Origin of the sequence: Companilactobacillus tucceti DSM 20183, from assembly GCF_001434665.1 — a bacterium.
GTDB lineage: Bacteria > Bacillota > Bacilli > Lactobacillales > Lactobacillaceae > Companilactobacillus > Companilactobacillus tucceti.
Window position 1 is genome coordinate 44,937 of sequence record NZ_AZDG01000003.1, and the last position, 16,348, is coordinate 61,284.

At 32.4% G+C, this 16,348-nt stretch carries 15 protein-coding genes; 4 read left to right on the forward strand and 11 right to left on the reverse strand.

The window, feature by feature from the left end; genetic code table 11:
• Nucleotides 1-738 precede the first annotated feature (738 nt).
• From FC72_RS02080 to FC72_RS02095, 4 genes are all read left to right on the forward strand, one after another.
• On the forward strand, nucleotides 739-1,746 hold the full coding sequence (locus FC72_RS02080) for a D-2-hydroxyacid dehydrogenase (RefSeq protein WP_057764289.1): 1,008 nt from the start codon (nucleotides 739-741) through the stop codon (nucleotides 1,744-1,746).
• Nucleotides 1,747-2,118: 372 nt separating this feature from the next.
• The gene (locus FC72_RS02085) at nucleotides 2,119-3,243 is read left to right on the forward strand and encodes a 5-methyltetrahydropteroyltriglutamate--homocysteine S-methyltransferase (RefSeq protein WP_057764291.1); all 1,125 of its coding nucleotides are present in this window, start codon (nucleotides 2,119-2,121) and stop codon (nucleotides 3,241-3,243) included.
• 240 nt (nucleotides 3,244-3,483) lie between these two features.
• Complete coding sequence (locus tag FC72_RS02090; protein ID WP_057764294.1) at nucleotides 3,484-3,870, forward strand: YxeA family protein; 387 nt, start codon at nucleotides 3,484-3,486, stop codon at nucleotides 3,868-3,870.
• A gap of 100 nt (nucleotides 3,871-3,970) precedes the next feature.
• The gene (locus FC72_RS02095) at nucleotides 3,971-4,465 is read left to right on the forward strand and encodes a YbaK/EbsC family protein (RefSeq protein WP_057764296.1); all 495 of its coding nucleotides are present in this window, start codon (nucleotides 3,971-3,973) and stop codon (nucleotides 4,463-4,465) included.
• A 112-nt stretch (nucleotides 4,466-4,577) separates the two neighbouring features.
• On the opposite strand, the gene FC72_RS02100 is transcribed toward FC72_RS02095, so the two are convergent.
• The 11 genes from FC72_RS02100 to FC72_RS02135 form a co-directional block, all read right to left on the reverse strand.
• The gene (locus FC72_RS02100; protein WP_057764298.1) at nucleotides 4,578-6,689 is read right to left on the reverse strand and encodes an SLAP domain-containing protein; all 2,112 of its coding nucleotides are present in this window, start codon (nucleotides 6,687-6,689) and stop codon (nucleotides 4,578-4,580) included.
• Nucleotides 6,690-6,788: 99 nt separating this feature from the next.
• A complete protein-coding gene (locus FC72_RS11055; protein ID WP_263852824.1) occupies nucleotides 6,789-6,923 on the reverse strand; it encodes a hypothetical protein in 135 nt (44 codons plus the stop codon).
• A gap of 213 nt (nucleotides 6,924-7,136) precedes the next feature.
• Nucleotides 7,137-8,537, reverse strand: a complete 1,401-nt coding sequence (locus FC72_RS02105; protein ID WP_057764300.1) for a DHA2 family efflux MFS transporter permease subunit — start codon at nucleotides 8,535-8,537, stop codon at nucleotides 7,137-7,139.
• A 143-nt stretch (nucleotides 8,538-8,680) separates the two neighbouring features.
• On the reverse strand, nucleotides 8,681-9,928 hold the full coding sequence (locus FC72_RS10950; protein ID WP_235805129.1) for a hypothetical protein: 1,248 nt from the start codon (nucleotides 9,926-9,928) through the stop codon (nucleotides 8,681-8,683).
• Nucleotides 9,929-9,943: 15 nt separating this feature from the next.
• Nucleotides 9,944-10,486, reverse strand: coding sequence for an ATP-binding protein (locus tag FC72_RS10955; protein WP_235805130.1), 543 nt, complete (start codon nucleotides 10,484-10,486; stop codon nucleotides 9,944-9,946).
• On the reverse strand, nucleotides 10,468-10,701 hold the full coding sequence (locus tag FC72_RS10960) for a hypothetical protein (RefSeq protein WP_235805131.1): 234 nt from the start codon (nucleotides 10,699-10,701) through the stop codon (nucleotides 10,468-10,470). The genes FC72_RS10955 and FC72_RS10960 overlap by 19 nt, the downstream gene beginning before the upstream one ends.
• 13 nt (nucleotides 10,702-10,714) lie before the next feature.
• Nucleotides 10,715-11,872: a DNA cytosine methyltransferase gene (locus FC72_RS02115; protein ID WP_057764302.1), complete on the reverse strand. Its 1,158-nt coding sequence runs from the start codon at nucleotides 11,870-11,872 to the stop codon at nucleotides 10,715-10,717.
• Between the two features lie 65 nt (nucleotides 11,873-11,937).
• Entirely contained in the window at nucleotides 11,938-13,674 is a 1,737-nt protein-coding gene (locus FC72_RS02120) for a DUF2075 domain-containing protein (RefSeq protein WP_083480718.1), read from the reverse strand.
• A gap of 10 nt (nucleotides 13,675-13,684) precedes the next feature.
• A complete protein-coding gene (locus tag FC72_RS02125; RefSeq protein WP_057764304.1) occupies nucleotides 13,685-14,002 on the reverse strand; it encodes a nucleotide pyrophosphohydrolase in 318 nt (105 codons plus the stop codon).
• Nucleotides 14,003-14,177: 175 nt separating this feature from the next.
• Nucleotides 14,178-15,794, reverse strand: a complete 1,617-nt coding sequence (locus FC72_RS02130) for a DUF262 domain-containing protein (protein ID WP_057764306.1) — start codon at nucleotides 15,792-15,794, stop codon at nucleotides 14,178-14,180.
• Between the two features lie 149 nt (nucleotides 15,795-15,943).
• Nucleotides 15,944-16,234, reverse strand: a complete 291-nt coding sequence (locus FC72_RS02135; protein ID WP_157051088.1) for a hypothetical protein — start codon at nucleotides 16,232-16,234, stop codon at nucleotides 15,944-15,946.
• Between the last annotated feature and the right edge of the window lie 114 nt (nucleotides 16,235-16,348).

Sequence of the window (16,348 nt, forward strand, 5' to 3'; positions counted from 1 at the left end):
CGATAGTATAATGCATTTGTACAAAAAAGCAGGAGTTATGCGAGAACTCCTGCAACGCAAGTCTAGTACGGTATTTGGTGAAGCTAACCTTTTAGGTTAGCTTTTTTTATTGCCATGTAGGCTTTTGCTAATAATAAAATGACCTTAGCAATGTTAACCGCCGACATGGACAACATATATATCGTTACAACTAACGACATACGCCGAATACCTTTCTAGAGTAGTATGCATAACTACCACCTCGATTTTTTGAAATTAAACTGAGGGGTGTAGTACCGCACACGCTTGCTAAGCCAGTTTGATAGGGAGCGACCTTACCTCTTTGCTATAAATATAGTATATTCTATATTAATTTTATTCGCCTTTAAACTACTTGGCAATTTAGCAAACAAAAACTATCAACAATCCTCTGATTAGATGCTGATATTTTGTTACTTTTTTTATTTCCTAAATTACTATAAAAGCCGGAGTTCAAGAGGATGTGTGGTCAGCAGTTACAGTGGTGTTGGTTGCTTGCAACCTTACACCACTGACGTATTCCAAGATTTGCGGAGCAAAGCTTGAAATCGAGGTTCAAGACCAAGGCTTGAACCGTTCCAACAGCAGACCACACGTCCTCTTGACCGGAGGCGAAATCCCCTCTTCCATTTTTCAAAATTTGAGTTACACTAATAAACATTAACATTTAATTAGAAAAACATTAGATTTCTAATTAATTTTAAAGAAAGAGGGATTTTTATGAAGATATACGTTTTTGGTCTCCGAGAAGACGAAATTGAACCTTTAAACCAATGGAAAGCCGCTAATACAGATGTCGATGTTGAATATACTGCTGATATTTTGACTGAAGACACGGCTAATTTGGCTAAAGGTGCAGATGGGGTTGTTGCGTTACAAACACAACCCTATAGTAGAAAAGCTCTTGAGATCATCCATGACCTTGGCATCAGCAAATTCTCAGTTAGAAACGTCGGATTAGACGGATTTAACTTTAAGGATTTAAATGACTTTGGTTTTACTTTAACGTATGTCCCTGTCTATTCCCCCAACGCTATCGCCGAGCATGCATCATTTTTAGTTGGTCGCCTGCTTCGCCGTGTTCCAGAATTTGATAAGAAATTCCAAAGTGGAAACTTCAAATGGTTCCCTACTATTGGTACAGAAATAAGTGGTAAGACCGTTGGTGTTATTGGAACTGGACACATTGGTAGTGTCTTCGCTCGCATTATGAAGTTCGGTTACGGAGCTAATGTTATTGCTTATGATATCGACCCTAACCCTGCTCTAGAAAATCTAGGTATTTATGTGGACACACTTGATGAGTTACTGGAAAAATCTGATATTATTTCAATTCATACTCCACTTGCACCGAAGGATCATCATATGTTGGACGCTAATGCTATAGCCAAAATGAAAAACGGAGTATACTTGATAAACTGCGCTCGTGGTGGATTATTGGATAATCAAGCCTTGATCGATGGCCTCGATAGTGGAAAAATTGCTGGAGCTGGATTAGATGTTTTGGAAAATGAAAATGGCATCTTCCAAAATGAATTTGATAGTATCGAAGCTGTTGACGATGAGGTTTTCCAAAATCTCGCTCATCGTGACAATGTGATTATCACGCCACATACAGCTTTTTATACTGAACGTGCCGTTCACAATATGATTTTTGATTCTATGAACGACAATAAGGCAATGATTTCTGGTAAAAAAGCAAAGAATATTGTTGATACTCATAAATAATCTTGACAAGTAATTTAGCAAGGTGTAACTTATTCACCAATCAATTAAAACTTATTTAATTTTATTAGACGTTGAAGAGAAGAGTAGATCAATTAGTAGTTTGCATAATGACCGCTGGATAGTGAAAAGGCGGAACGAAAACTTGATTGAAGATGAGCTTGGAGTCTTATCTAGGTGAAAGCCAAAGGTACGCAAGGATGCGATATCATCCCGGACATGTTAGTGTCGTTGAGGTATTTTGTGTAAGCAAGATATGAATTAGGGTGGTATCACGGGTGATCGTCCCTACATTACAGATAAATTCTGTATATGTAGGGGCGATTTTTTTATTGAATAAATTTTAAAAATAATAATTTTTGGAGGATTTTAAATATGACTATTACAAAACAAAAGATTGGATTTCAACATGTAGGAAGTTTCTTAAGACCAGCTGTACTAAAACAGGCTAGAAAAGATTTTACTGATAAAAAAATTAACAAAGAAGACTTAACTATTGTGGAAGATGAAGCCATCAGAGATTTGGTAAATAAAGAAATAAATGCTGGCCTAGACTATGTAACTGACGGTGAATTTAGACGTTCTTACTGGCATCTTGATTTCTTCTGGGGATTCGAAGGTATCGACCATATTCATTATGGGGAAGGATATAATTTTGCTCACGAAGAAACTCGCGATGATACAGCCATTCTTTCAGTAAAAATCAAGTTCAATAAAGATACACACCCTTTTATCAAACACTTTAAGTTTCTAAAATCTTTAACAGACGGAACAACAGCTAAACCAAAGCAGACTATTCCCGCCCCTGCTCAACTTTATATCGAATTAATTCGTGGCACTAATGCCGATAAAATCAAAGAATTCTACGACACTGATGAAGATCTCTTTGAAGATATTAAAAAAGCTTATCATGATGCAATTATCGCTCTCTATGATGAAGGTGCACGTGTTATACAACTAGATGATTGTTCATGGGGATTATTCTTAGATGATAAATTCTTATCCACTCCTGACGGCAAGGCTTATGCCGAATCTGGAATTCAAGACATTCTTTTACAACTAAACAATGGCGCAATTAAAGATCTACCTGAAGGTCTGACAATAAATACTCACGTTTGTCGCGGAAATTATCATTCTGATTTTGCCTTTGCTGGTGGTTATGGACCAGTTGCTGATACTTTATTTGCCCATGAAAATGTCTCAACTTATTTTCTTGAATACGATTCCTCCAGAGCCGGTAATTTTGAACCATTAGCCAAAGTTTCCGGAGATAAAAATGTTGTTTTAGGATTGATCACTTCTAAAGATGGAAAATTAGAGGACCGTCAAGTTATCATCAATCGTATTAAAGAAGCAAGCCAATATTTACCATTAGATAGACTTTGGTTATCCACTCAATGTGGGTTTGCTTCTACCGAAGAAGGTAATACTCTTTCAGAAAATCAAGAATGGGATAAGTTGAAATTAGTTAAGTCAATTATTGATGAAGTATGGGGTTAATATAATTGAAAACGTTTTCAATTAGTGTTATAAAGAAGTTGTAGAAAAGGTTTATAAAAAGTTGGAGGTGTTATTATGTGGAACTTAATTGCACGCATATTCAACGGAATTGTAGACTATACCATCAACTTCGACTGGTGGGGATTCAAGTAGAACTTACAAATCCGTAAGAGTATTGTAAGTAGAACAAATGTCTAAATAACAACAAAAACTTTAGTATATTCTCAGGAGGTAAGATAAATGAGAAATTTACTAAAGTTTTTATTTATATCAGTTATTGTTGCCGGAGGTTTGTATTTAGCAGTTTGTATTCATGCTAAAGATAGTACTGATCAATTCTCCCAAGCAATCAATCAATACAATTTTCTAGTTAAACGTGAATCACGTTACGTTAAAATCGATAATTCTGATGCTAAAGATAAGGATGGTTATGGTAACTATACTTACAATTTAATCAGTTATGATGAAAACGGAAACCCGCACAAAATAGAGTTTATGGGGATGGGAAAGCTGAAACAAAACCATTACTTAAAATTAGACACTAAAGGTAGTTACGTTTATACATATAAAGAAGTATTCAAGAAAAATATGCCAAGCGATGTCTATACAAAGTTAAACACCCAATAAAAGCCGAATAATAATCGGCTTTTTTTATTTGTATCTGTATACTCCAATACCTTGTAAAGAGCGATACAATATAGTGGAAAATATAGAAAGGTAGATTATCTTGGAAAATAATATCTATTTGAACAGACTCAAAAAATTACATATAGATTATCGAGTTATCACGCATAAGCCAGTTTTTCACATGGATGATCTGCCTGAAATAAAGAAAAAGTGCACCTTAGTCAAAAATTTATTTGTCTTTGATAAAAAACACGAAAAATATTATTTGATATTACAAACAGCAGATGACCGACTAGATTTTAAAAAATTAGCGAAACAATTAAATACCAGCAAAAGTAGCTTAAATTTTGCGGACACTAAAGTTTTAAAAACATTTTCCGGAATGGTCAGCCCATTGATATTGGAAGCAGACATGCCTTTAAGAATATTGGCCAATCCTAATTTAGTAGGCAAAAACGATTTAGGATTCCATGCTGGCACTAATACAGAAACAATAATTATGTCTTATCATGCCCTGTTAAACTTTTTAAACTCGTTGAATTATATGATTGAAGTTTTAGAGTGTAATGATACACGTTCAGCTTTCGAGCATTAAGGCAAACGCCCCTATCAATCCGATTTTGGATTGATAGGGGCGTTTGTTTTAAGCGGAAAAAGCTGTGTATCGTTGCACGTTTACGCTGCATATTTATACAGCCCACAACTTCTTACTTATATTCACTTACTTCACTAGCTTTAACAAATCCTTCAGTTGAAACACGATAGTACTTCTCGCCATTTATCGTTGTATATCGATCAGTTTTCCATTCAGTAGATTTTTCTAAAGCTCGATCAGATAAATCACCATTTGGCCTTATAATTCTTGAGCGGTTGTCAGCATGAACTCGAATCTTAGAAATATTATCAGTATATACATAGACGTCACTAGCCTTTACCCAGGCATCCGTAGATACTCTATAATACTTTGTTCCATCAAGTATCATTTGTTTATCATTTTTCCAATCAGAATTTTTAGCCAGTTGAATATTTGGAATTAAGACTCCATTACTGTTATAAAGTTTTGTTTCCTTATCGCCAAAGGTTGCTGACTTCTGGTTGATGTCAGTTATTTCTTTAGAAACAGTTGAACCACCATTATTATGGCTTTCTGACTGTTCATATTTGTCAAAGTAAATTTCAAAAGCATCGAAAGTTTGACCTGATGCCCCTTCTAAAATAGCAGAATCTACCTGTTCATTTACAAAATCTATAGTTCCATTAAAGATACTCTTAAAATCAGATCCATCTATATTAAATCCACTTATAACAGTCGATAAAGAAAAACCATCACCCTCAGTAGCAGGATTACCTGAAGCAATTCTCTGTATGAATGCCTTAGATTTATCCAAGTCCAGGCTATCATTACTTGCCAATTTATCTAGTATTGATTGATCAACTTGAGCAGATGAACTGGTCAAACCATAAGGAATATCGACACTAAATGATTCACTGGGATGACCATCCCCATATTCAACATCTATTTTTACTTTATATGGAGCTAACTTTTTCAAAACTATATTAAACTCCTGATCATTATTATCGGCAATTGACATTAAATCAGGTTGAGATTCGGAATTTTTAGGATCTGAATATCCTAATATTTTTGTTGTATTGATGGGATTGCCAATAATACCACTTTCATTTTTAGTCTCAATTAAGTTTCCGTCTTGATCTATATAATTGACCTTATATTGAGATTTATCCTTTTCCACCAACGTCCAAGTTGTTTTCCCAACATTAGCGTTATTAGAGTAATAAGTTTCTAAACTCGGAACAATATCACCCGATAAATTGCTAGACCAACCTTTATATCTATCCGTGTTATACTCGTCAATTTTACTATTTGTAATATTAGGATCAGCTGGTAATGTTATCGATTTTCTACGAATATCTTGCACATTATTACTTGTTTGAAACATAAAACTAGTCTTTGTGTCGCTACTAAGATTCATAGATGAAACATCTAAGTCTTCCAAATTGATGTCACCATCAAACATCAACGAAGTGTCTGTAATTTTTCCAGTAAAAGAATTTTGAAGTGACACATCTGCTAAGTCTGAGCAGGATGCTAAAAATTGAGGAAGTTTAACACCATCCTTACTAAAGTTAGTCCCATCAAATTTAGCACTCTTTAAAGATTTACAATTATAAAACATACTTGATGCATCAGATAATTTTGGAGCATTGATGTTGGTCATATCAACAGATTTCAGCCCGGTCTGATAAAACATACTCAAACTACTAGTAACATTTTCCCAATTAAACATATGCATATCTATACTCTCTAAGGAAGAGTCATTCGAAAACATATTTTGAAAATCTTCCGTTTTTGAAGTATCAAACTTAGCACCTAAAGCCACAGTCACAGATTTCAAATTTTCCAAACTATCAAATAGCGATGCTAAGCTGTTTCCAGTAATAATATTACCCTCAAATATAACTGATGTTATTTTGTTTCCTGCATTAATATTTGATCCATCATCAGATTTTAAACTACTCCAAAATTTAGCAACAGATTCGTCATTCCATGTACCAGATTGGATACGTAGAACCCCGTTAGAATCAATCGTCCAATCACTACCATTCTCACCACCGATTTTTCCATAATCATTACTTGTAGCAATATAATTCGTGGATATATCAGTATTAGCTGTATCTACTTGTGGTGTAACATCTGCCTTTACAATATCTTGATCAATTCCAACTATTCCACCAATCACAAGAAATGGAGTAGCTAATAATATTTTATTTATCTTATGCCTCGCCCTACTTTTTTCCATCTTTATTCTCCCTGAAGTATATTTGTATAAGTACAATTATACTTAATGAAAACAAAAAAAGCCCCCAAGTTCAGTAAACTTGGGGACCCATTTAATTAATTATTTAGCGTCCTTTTCAGCACGGCTCTTCAAAAATTCTTTAACTTCTTGTGTTTTGTTTACGCGTTCAGCACCATTCTTAGCGTTAACGGGACGGCGGTGACCAGTATAACCTTTATGTGTATTTTGTGACATCTAGAATCCCTCCTCCCTCATTTGTATATTTCTAATTCAACCATACCATTATAATGGACATGGACTCTTAATTCAAGAGCTACTTTTTAATAGTATATCATACAAAAAGAAGCTGTGAATGCCACAGCCTCTTTTGCATTTTGAACTTTTATAGCCCAAACGTGTAACAAAACGCCTTTTGTCACACTCTCTCAATTGTTTTCAATAATTGATTTAGGCTTTTTTAGCATGAACTCGGAAAGCCAATAGAAAACCAAGAAGAGCTAATACTAAAGTAAAGGCAAATCCATAATGTGCACCTTGTGTAAAAGCTAGTGACATTGAATGTCCACCATTAGCTAAGTAATTGGATTGTCCTGTACTCAATAAGATCGTAGCAATACCAGTAGCAACCGCACCAATAACCTGTTGGAACGTGTTAATAATGGCTGAACCATCAGCTGATTGATATTCATCAAGTGAATTCAATCCATATGTTTGTGATGGTGACATTGCTAGTGGAACACCGATCATTAAGACAATATGGGCAAAAATAATGTAACCCAATGAACTATTTTCATTACTAAAAAGAAACATTACTGCACCAATAGCTGAAATCAAAAATCCTAAACGTGACATCAATTTAGCACCGATACTATCATAGGCACGGCCAGCTAGGAATGAAACTAAAGCATTAACAATACCACCAGGAAGCATAACCATACCAGTTAAGGCAACAGCTATACCTAATCCATTTTGTAAATACATTGGCAAAATGTACATGGCTGATAATGTAATACCAAAGTTTAACATAACTAAAACAGAGCCAGTAACGAATTCAGGCTTACTCAATACTGAGAAGTCTAGAGTTGGAGTTTTAGCATGTAATTGTTGTCTGATATATACAACTAAAAAAATCAAACCAATAACCAATGAAATCAAGGCTACAGGAATGCTCTTAGTCAAGAAACTAATACCAAAAACAATCAATCCAAAACTAATAGTAGAAAGAATAATAGCCAACCAGTCTACTTTAGGCTTTGTAACCTCGAAGACATTAACTAAATTCTTTTCCATAAATGCTAAACCGATAACTAAGAAAATAATGAATGACCAGAAAATAAATCTCCATGACAATACACCTAAAATAATACCGGAAAGTGTAGGTCCAATAGCCGGTGCAAACATGATAACTAACGCTGCTACACCAAGAGCAGCACCCAATTTATTAGGTGGGAAAATTCTCATAGCAATTGAGAACATCAGTGGCAAGATGATACCAGTAGCAATACCTTGAATCATTCTACCTACTAATAAAATAGGGAAATTCATAGCAACCGCGGCAATAATTGAACCAATAATAAAGTCGATCAATCCAAATCTAACTAATCCTCTAGTTGAAAAATGCTTTGTTAATAAACTTGATAGCGGTAAGACAATGGCAATGACCAACATGTACCCTGTAACCAACCATTGAACCGTACCAGTTTCGATAGAAAAAGCTTTCATGATAGATGGTAAAGCAATATTTAGTGAAGTTTCACTGAACATACCAACAAATCCACCAATTAGAACACCCATTAAAGCAAGGTATGGATGTTTCACTTGTTCACTCATAGTTTGAGTTTTACTCATAAAATACCTCCAAATTTGTTGCAACAGTTGATTAATATACCAGAAAAAAATTGTTTTCGTAAGTTTTTTCTGAAAATAGTTTTGTTTTGGAGGGGGGAAATAATCAAAGATACTTTAATACCTTTTATATTTAAAATCTTATACTAATCTTTATTTGATACAAATGTTGACCAGTATTCTTCTATATCTTTATTTAACTGAGCCTTTTTTCCATTTTTTTCTTCAACTCTATCTGGAAATTCAGATTCTTCAAATAATGGTATTTTATTTCCAAAATTTAATTCTCTACCTTTATTTATATGATTTATTAAAAAATTTAAAATCCGAATTATCTTATTATAATTTTCACCTTTGTATATATCAGTATCTTTATTTATCTGAAATAAAAATTTATCGTTGTTATTTAGATAACGGGGGACATTGTTATAATTATCGCAAATTACAAATATATCATCCTCTGTTCTAGTGGCCCAAGCTGCACCGCCTTCGAACATACAATATTCAGATTTTTGAAACTCTGATGTCGTATAAAAAAACACCTCAGTATTGGTATTAATTATATTATTTTTAGATACCTTTTCTAGAACCTCATTTTCGTTCATCTGTGATCTATCTTCTCTACTTGTGTAAAACATCTCACTTTCATTCACTCCAATTGATTTCAATAAATAATAGAAAAAATCCATAATATTTTTATTTTTTCTTGAATGTGAAAAGAAAATCATATGGTCCTTCTTTAAAACTTCTCCACGAACATTTTGCAATATTGTCTTTTTCATATTATTCAAATTACTTTCGTCTAAATGACCTTCATCAATAGACTTTTTAAATGTTTTATCTAAAACATTTGAAAGTTCTGTTTTAGCACTACTGTTAGATGTTTCATCTAATTTATCTCCACTTGATTTCATTAGATTTTTAACTTTAAGTCTAGAACTAATTAAATTAGAAATTTCTCTTTTTAAAATTCGAGCTAAAGATATAACTCTGTCATCATTTTCGTCCATATTTTGCCGACTAGTCGTGGCTATATCAGGGAAATCATCATCATCTAAAATATTGTAACTAATTTCCCCCTCAATGAAGTTTGCATAAATCTGATTATTATTTATAACTGGTAGGAAATCATCTATTGCTAACTTGTTTCTTACATATACTCTCAGTTTTAGCGGATTGTATAATTTATTTTTTTTGAAATTATCATCATTCTTTTTTGCCACTTCTGAATTAATACTTGAATGAATACCCATCCATCCTTTAATTTCACCTTCCTTATCCACTCCACTATCTGTTAAAAAATGTAATTCATCCTTTGCATCTGATCCAATATTCTCCTGCACTATATCAGTGATACCTGTATATTCTTTATTCTTATATTTCTTATATGGCAAATTAAACGAATTACCTTAGTACGAACTATTTATTCTATTAAAGGTATCTTCATCAAAACACAGTATTTTTACCATATTTTTAAAAGGAGTGACTTTCTTTATTTCTTTAAAATCTGAGTTTATATCTTCATCACTTGACACGATTTTTAATTTTATATTTTGATTTAACAAATTGTTAATAGAATAAAAATCAGACAATACATTATTTAAAGAGTCCACAGAAATTTTAGCATAGCCTCTCAAATCAACTTCACGCATACTTATCATTGTTCCGCTATCATATTTCAAAAATTTATCATTACAAAATTTGGGGTTGTTTATAAAAGACATTTCAGGTTCTTCATTATCAACAATATCTTTGCTTTTAGGAAAATTCATTTGATAAGTAAGTAATTGATCATTTTTACGTTTGGAAGAAACATAGTAATTTCTACTAAGGTAAAGTGCAGCTAATTTCCCAATACCTTTTCGTCCCATAACATTATCCGTGTCATCCTGATCAAGTCTCCTATTTCTTCCAATCTTTACATAATTTGTGTTTAATTCACTATACGACATTCCAACTCCATCATCAAAAACTTCAATAGTGGCGTTTTTTTATCTCTCATATCTATATAAAGATTAACCGTACTTGCTCTAGCATCTAATCCATTAGCGACAAGCTCTGATAGTGCAGCCCATGCATTTGAATATAAATTTTTACCCAATAAAATTAAATCCGAGTATGAAAAAGAAAACTTAATTTTATTTCCTATACTATTTTTTTTACCCATTTGAAACCCCTTATTAAAGATTATTTTTAAAGAAATCAAAGATACTATCTGCAAGATGAATACTCAAAACAGGGGGAACAGCATTTCCTATTTGAGAATTAATCTTATTTTTTGGCCCCACAAATGAAAAATCATCCGGAAATGATTGGATTCTTGCACCTTCTCTGGATGTTAAGGCCCTATCTTGCTTTGGATGTATACATCTTAATGAAGAAGGTGTAGACAAATTATTTGTTATCGTAGTAGACGGCTTATTCCACCAAAGCCTTCCATAAGTATTATTATATCCGGAACTTAAATATAATTCTTTAGGTAATTTCTTTTCCAATACAAGTTTATTAATATATGGCTTACTTTCACCCTCTGGAACTGCTGCAATTATTTTTTTCATTCTTTCTCCATAGACACCACTTATATGATCCTTTAGAATTTTTTGATTTCCTCTCATTAAATATTGATATCTTGATTTAGGTTTCATATGATAAGCATTTGTTCCTGATCCGCTAACTAAATATGGCAAGTCACTTATAGCATCAGAAACTGTGATATGTTTGGAATTAACAGGTGATGGAAATTTCCACTCCCTATTCAATTTCAAATCTTTTCTCACTCCTACCAAAAATACCCTCTTTCTACTCTGTGGAACTCCAAAATCTTCTGCATTTAGCACCGATTCATACACTTTATATCCAAAATTCTCGCCAAACTCTTCTAGATTCTCAAAGCTACTTTTAACATCATCAATAACTGGATTTCCTAAATCATTATGCATAGTTAATAAACCTAGAACATTTTCAAATATAAACATTTTGGGTTTCAAAATAGATAACATTCGTCTGTATTCTCTATACATTTTAGCTCTATTGTCATACTGTCTTTTACCGACAGTACTAAAAGATTGGCACGGGGGACCTCCAATAACTAAATCTACATTATTTACATTAATATTCAATTTATCTAAATAACTACGATCAACTTCACTAATATCAGTATTTAACATTGTTATATTAGAAAAGTTTTTTTTAAAAGCCACTGCCGCTGATTTATCCCATTCATTCGCAAATAATACATCAAATCTGTCATCATCTACAAACCTATTTCTATATATCTTTTTTTGAAATCCAAATGTTAGTCCACCAACACCTGAAAACAAATCTACTACTCTTATCATTGTTTATGTTCTCCCAACCAGAAGTTAAAAAATTATTTAATATATTATCCATTTAGTATGTAATATTACCTAATTGATTTAATCAATTCCTTTTGAAGTTTCTCATCAACAGCATACAAATACAAACCATTAACACCACGAGTAAGCAAAACATTCAATTCATTTCTCAATAATTCTTGTGCAACATTGACCTTAGTTCCATCCTCTAAAGTACGATTACGAATAGCGTTATTATTTTTACTATCCTTCGGACAAAATACAACTTTACCATCTCTAAATTTAACAGCTGGGCCAATAATTACACCTGCATAATTTAAATCAAACCCTTGAATCGTATAAGTTGAACCAACTTCATTAATAGTTTGTGGTTGTTCTGCCCAAGGTAAGTGTTTAACTTTCTTATCAGAAACTGGTAACTGTAAATTCCAAGGTAATTTCCAATCACCAATTCTAACATTCCAATATTTCTCTCCTTCAGGACTACCTTTTTGTTTATATGACCAATCAAATGTAGACAGCACTCTAGAAAGCCCATGTCCATATTCTTTATTCCGATTTTTATTTATAATCTTTTCATGAAGTTCTTTTGGAGAATTCATAATTTTAATATCATAATTAACATCTCTAGGTAAAGGTTGCAATATACCGTTATATACAAAGTCATTTATCCAATCTGTTGTTTCTTTGCTAGCCTTCATTCTTAACTGATGTGTCAATTCAACATAATTATCATCTTTTTTTGCTTGATCCTCTAAATCTAGAATTTTTTTATTTTCCCAGTACTCTTCTGTTTTTAGAATTTGTTTCCTATCAAAAACAACAACTATTGTTTTTGCAAACTTTCTTAAATCCTCTAATTGATTCTTGCCTCTATAACTTTGTTTACCTTGAGTCCATAAAAGATGTGCCTCATCAACAACAACGGTATCTGCTTTCTCTTCTGGATGCTTTTCATGCTCCAAAATAAAATGTGTTGGTTTACTAATCATGTCATCATCAGAACTCTTCATCCACTGCAATTTAATTCCTAACTGACGATAAACTTTAAGTTGTTCATCATGATTTACCAGCAAGTAATCCTTAGGTTCATTCACACCTTTTCCAGCAATAATTGTATGAAATAAATGACTTAATAATACCGTTTTTCCAGTCCCTGCTGTTCCTTCAATAAAAATTATTTGTCCAAAATTTTTATTTGATCCAGCTTTAAGAATTTTCTCAAAAATAATTGCCATAGCTTTCTCTTGTTCATCAGTTAATCTATGAAATGGCGAAATTTTATACAGTGCAGTATCAATAGCGTTAGAAGAATCTACAGGAAATAAATATGTATATTTATCATGCAAATCATCCCAAATATCTCTAAATAATTTCATCATTAGAATAGAAGTGAAATATCTATTTTGAGCATTAAACTTTTGATTCAAAGTGTACTTAACACTTTCCATCCCATTAAGAGACATGATGAACTGATTTTCAATATCCAAAGTCAACGACTTATTAAAAAAAGGATGACCTATCACTAACATCTCTGATTTCTTATTTCTTGATAGATATCTCCATTTATCTTCATCACTATTTAAATGTTCTTTAGTCCTACGAGTAATATCATCTGTTTCTCCAACATATGTCGTATATTTACCACTACTATCCTTTTGATAAATAATATAAACAGTCGGATACTTTGACAATAAAATTTGATCTTTTTTTGTATCACTAATTAGTTCAGAACTGAAACTTTCCAAACCATCTTTACTATAATTTATTTTTTTTATAATTGGCTCGTTATTAATGGCATCCAAAATTTGTCACCTATTTCTTAGAAAAATTCCAACTTCTATGCTGATTAATTTGATTTTTTTTAAGCACTAATTCGTTAGGATCAATGTCTAGTTTATTGCACATATAGTATGCATATGTTAAAACATCTGCTAGTTCCATTTTTAGATTTTCTTTATCTTCATTTGAAAGATCCTCATCTTTAGATTTCCAAAGAAATATTTTCTCAACTTCTGAACTTTCAATTCCTAAAGCTCGAGAAAGATTAATTAAACTGTGATATTCATTCCAATTTTTTGAATCTCTAAATTTGACAAGCTTATTAATTGTTTCTTCATATGAACAACTCATACAATAACCTCCATAAAACATATCAGTTTGATTATATCAAAAAAAACGACCCTCAAAAGAGAGTCGCCCAAAAACACCTATCTCAAAAATAACTTCTTAACTTCATAAATGGCCATATCTTCACTGGTATAAGATTTAAATACTGCAGCACTTTTTATTGCGCTTCATTTTTTACCTATTTCCAAAAAGAAACAGCATCAGTCGCATATTTTACTTGAAGATCTTTAACTTCATCTTCAGTTATATTCGCACGTTTTGCCATCATTCTCGTATAATCAAATTTTGAACGATTCAATATAGAAACTTTATTGGCTTTAGCCTGTTTAATACCGGCATATTCACTCTTAGTTAACAGTAATTTATTACCAATCAGATTAGGATCACTAATATTTTCATTTAAATTAATAACTTTAACATTATTAATATCAATCTTTTCAATCTCATCTGAGTAGAAGGTGTCAGCTAAAATGTGCTTACTTGCTTTCTCAGTTTTAACTTGTGCTTGACCAAAATCAACTCCAAATTTATCGTCAGAAACCATGTCTTCAGCAATTGCTTGGTTAACTTCATCTACCGATTCATATTGATGATTGTTTACCCCTATAGCTATTTTCGAGAATGTCTTCTCGTATTTATTGGCAACTAAGCCACCTATTGTAAAGTTTCTGACAACAAAAGAATTAACTTTATGCACGACCGTTAAAATTTCACTTTCAGAATATCCATTTTCTACTAATGCCAAAATTATTGGATAGTACGTTTTAACACCTAAATCTGACAATGTTATTAGTTCTTTATTCAATACTTCATTGGAGAAATATTCTGTATTTTTAGGATCAGAAATAGCACCATAAACAGGGGCCAAATGATTCAAACTTTGAATAAGATTTTTAGCATCCGAACTACTTTGAACTTTTGAATAAATTCCTTTATACAATAATTTTTCTGTCACAAAGTTATTTTTGGAATTCCAATATGATCTCACAAACTTAGTAACATTTTTAGCTCCACCATTTAACGAGTCAACCATTGAATCCCAATATTCTTTAACATAATCAATATCATTGCCTGAAATTCTTAACAAATGATTTTTCAAAAGATCACTAGCACTCAATTCAGTTCCACGATCGTTCAATGTCTCGAAGATAACGAATGCATCTGAACGGCTTGTTGTTGATAAGGTAATTACGTAAAATTTTTCTAAAAAGCTTGTTAGAATATCGTACAGTACGGCTACTTTATCATTTGGCTGTTGTTTTTTTGAAACTTTATTCTCAATCATTCTGTAGATTGTTTGATACGTATTAAATACATTTTTTTCGGACGAACGCTTAGCAGATAAGTTCTTATCAAAGGGACCTTTACTCATAATATTACGTTCGAAATAATCATTTAAATCTTTACTTTGACCAAAACGATAATTTTCTTTTTGTCCAAAGTAATTATCTTGAAGGTCACTGGCTCTGACTTCGGCAATTGCGTTAGAATGATCTTTATTCAATTTCAAAAACATATCTCTAACAACAGATAAGAAAATAAAACTAGTTGTTATACGTTGTTGACCGTCAATAACATATTTCTTTTTATCTTCAACATCACTATTTAACACGATTAGACCAAAGAAATGTGAATCTTGTTTTTCCTCAATAACTTCAGACAAATCATTTATCATCTCTTCAACTTGATCCGTCTGCCAATCATATCCACGTTGATAAAGTGGAACTTGTAGATCTCCAAATTCTTTGAAAAAAGCTCCCATTTTAAATCTTTGTGTATTCACTTCTCCGGCCATTGTTCGCCCAATCTCCCTTTCAATCCTAAAAATTATTTTTCATCTCAAAACTTATCAGGCATTTCACAAAGAAACACCTACTTATCGTAAAAATTTCAAATTCTCTATTGATTTATTTCATTTTTGAATCTATAGACGTGCATATTTGATTATATCAAAAAAAGATCCTCAAAAGAGGATCGTCCAAAAACACTTGTATCTTGAATATTTGTTCCGTCAATATTTGGAGCCATCTCTACTTTTGTATCATTGGCCAAAACGTCACTACTATTAATGAAAGCTTTTAATTTTTTCTCAAGTTTGGTTATTTTTTCATGAGATAGCAAAAACAAAAAATAACCTAGCCGGAAGGAACAAGAAAATTGGGCCGCTGTAAAGGTGATGTTAGGTCGGTGGATTTCCGGCCTTACAGCACAGGACGACTTTTGAACTTCGCGCATTTTGCGAAGCTCAAAATCGAGACCCGAGACCGAGGCTCGGGTCGGTCCCATAGCGGACTAATTTTCTTGTTCCTGGAGGCGACATAGTACTATTTCAAAAACATACTTATTCCA

Excerpts from the sequence above, each read along its gene's own strand:
- FC72_RS02080 (WP_057764289.1), top strand. The coding sequence starts at position 739 with ATGAAGATATACGTTTTTGGTCTCCGAGAAGACGAAATTGAACCTTTA.
- FC72_RS02085 (WP_057764291.1), top strand. The coding sequence starts at position 2,119 with ATGACTATTACAAAACAAAAGATTGGATTTCAACATGTAGGAAGTTTC.
- FC72_RS02090 (WP_057764294.1), top strand. The coding sequence starts at position 3,484 with ATGAGAAATTTACTAAAGTTTTTATTTATATCAGTTATTGTTGCCGGA.
- FC72_RS02100 (WP_057764298.1), bottom strand. The coding sequence starts at position 6,689 with ATGGAAAAAAGTAGGGCGAGGCATAAGATAAATAAAATATTATTAGCT.
- FC72_RS11055 (WP_263852824.1), bottom strand. The coding sequence starts at position 6,923 with ATGTCACAAAATACACATAAAGGTTATACTGGTCACCGCCGTCCCGTT.
- FC72_RS02105 (WP_057764300.1), bottom strand. The coding sequence starts at position 8,537 with ATGAGTAAAACTCAAACTATGAGTGAACAAGTGAAACATCCATACCTT.
- FC72_RS10955 (WP_235805130.1), bottom strand. The coding sequence starts at position 10,486 with ATGTCGTATAGTGAATTAAACACAAATTATGTAAAGATTGGAAGAAAT.
- FC72_RS10960 (WP_235805131.1), bottom strand. The coding sequence starts at position 10,701 with ATGGGTAAAAAAAATAGTATAGGAAATAAAATTAAGTTTTCTTTTTCA.
- FC72_RS02115 (WP_057764302.1), bottom strand. The coding sequence starts at position 11,872 with ATGATAAGAGTAGTAGATTTGTTTTCAGGTGTTGGTGGACTAACATTT.
- FC72_RS02125 (WP_057764304.1), bottom strand. The coding sequence starts at position 14,002 with ATGAGTTGTTCATATGAAGAAACAATTAATAAGCTTGTCAAATTTAGA.
- FC72_RS02130 (WP_057764306.1), bottom strand. The coding sequence starts at position 15,794 with ATGGCCGGAGAAGTGAATACACAAAGATTTAAAATGGGAGCTTTTTTC.
- FC72_RS02135 (WP_157051088.1), bottom strand. The coding sequence starts at position 16,234 with ATGCGCGAAGTTCAAAAGTCGTCCTGTGCTGTAAGGCCGGAAATCCAC.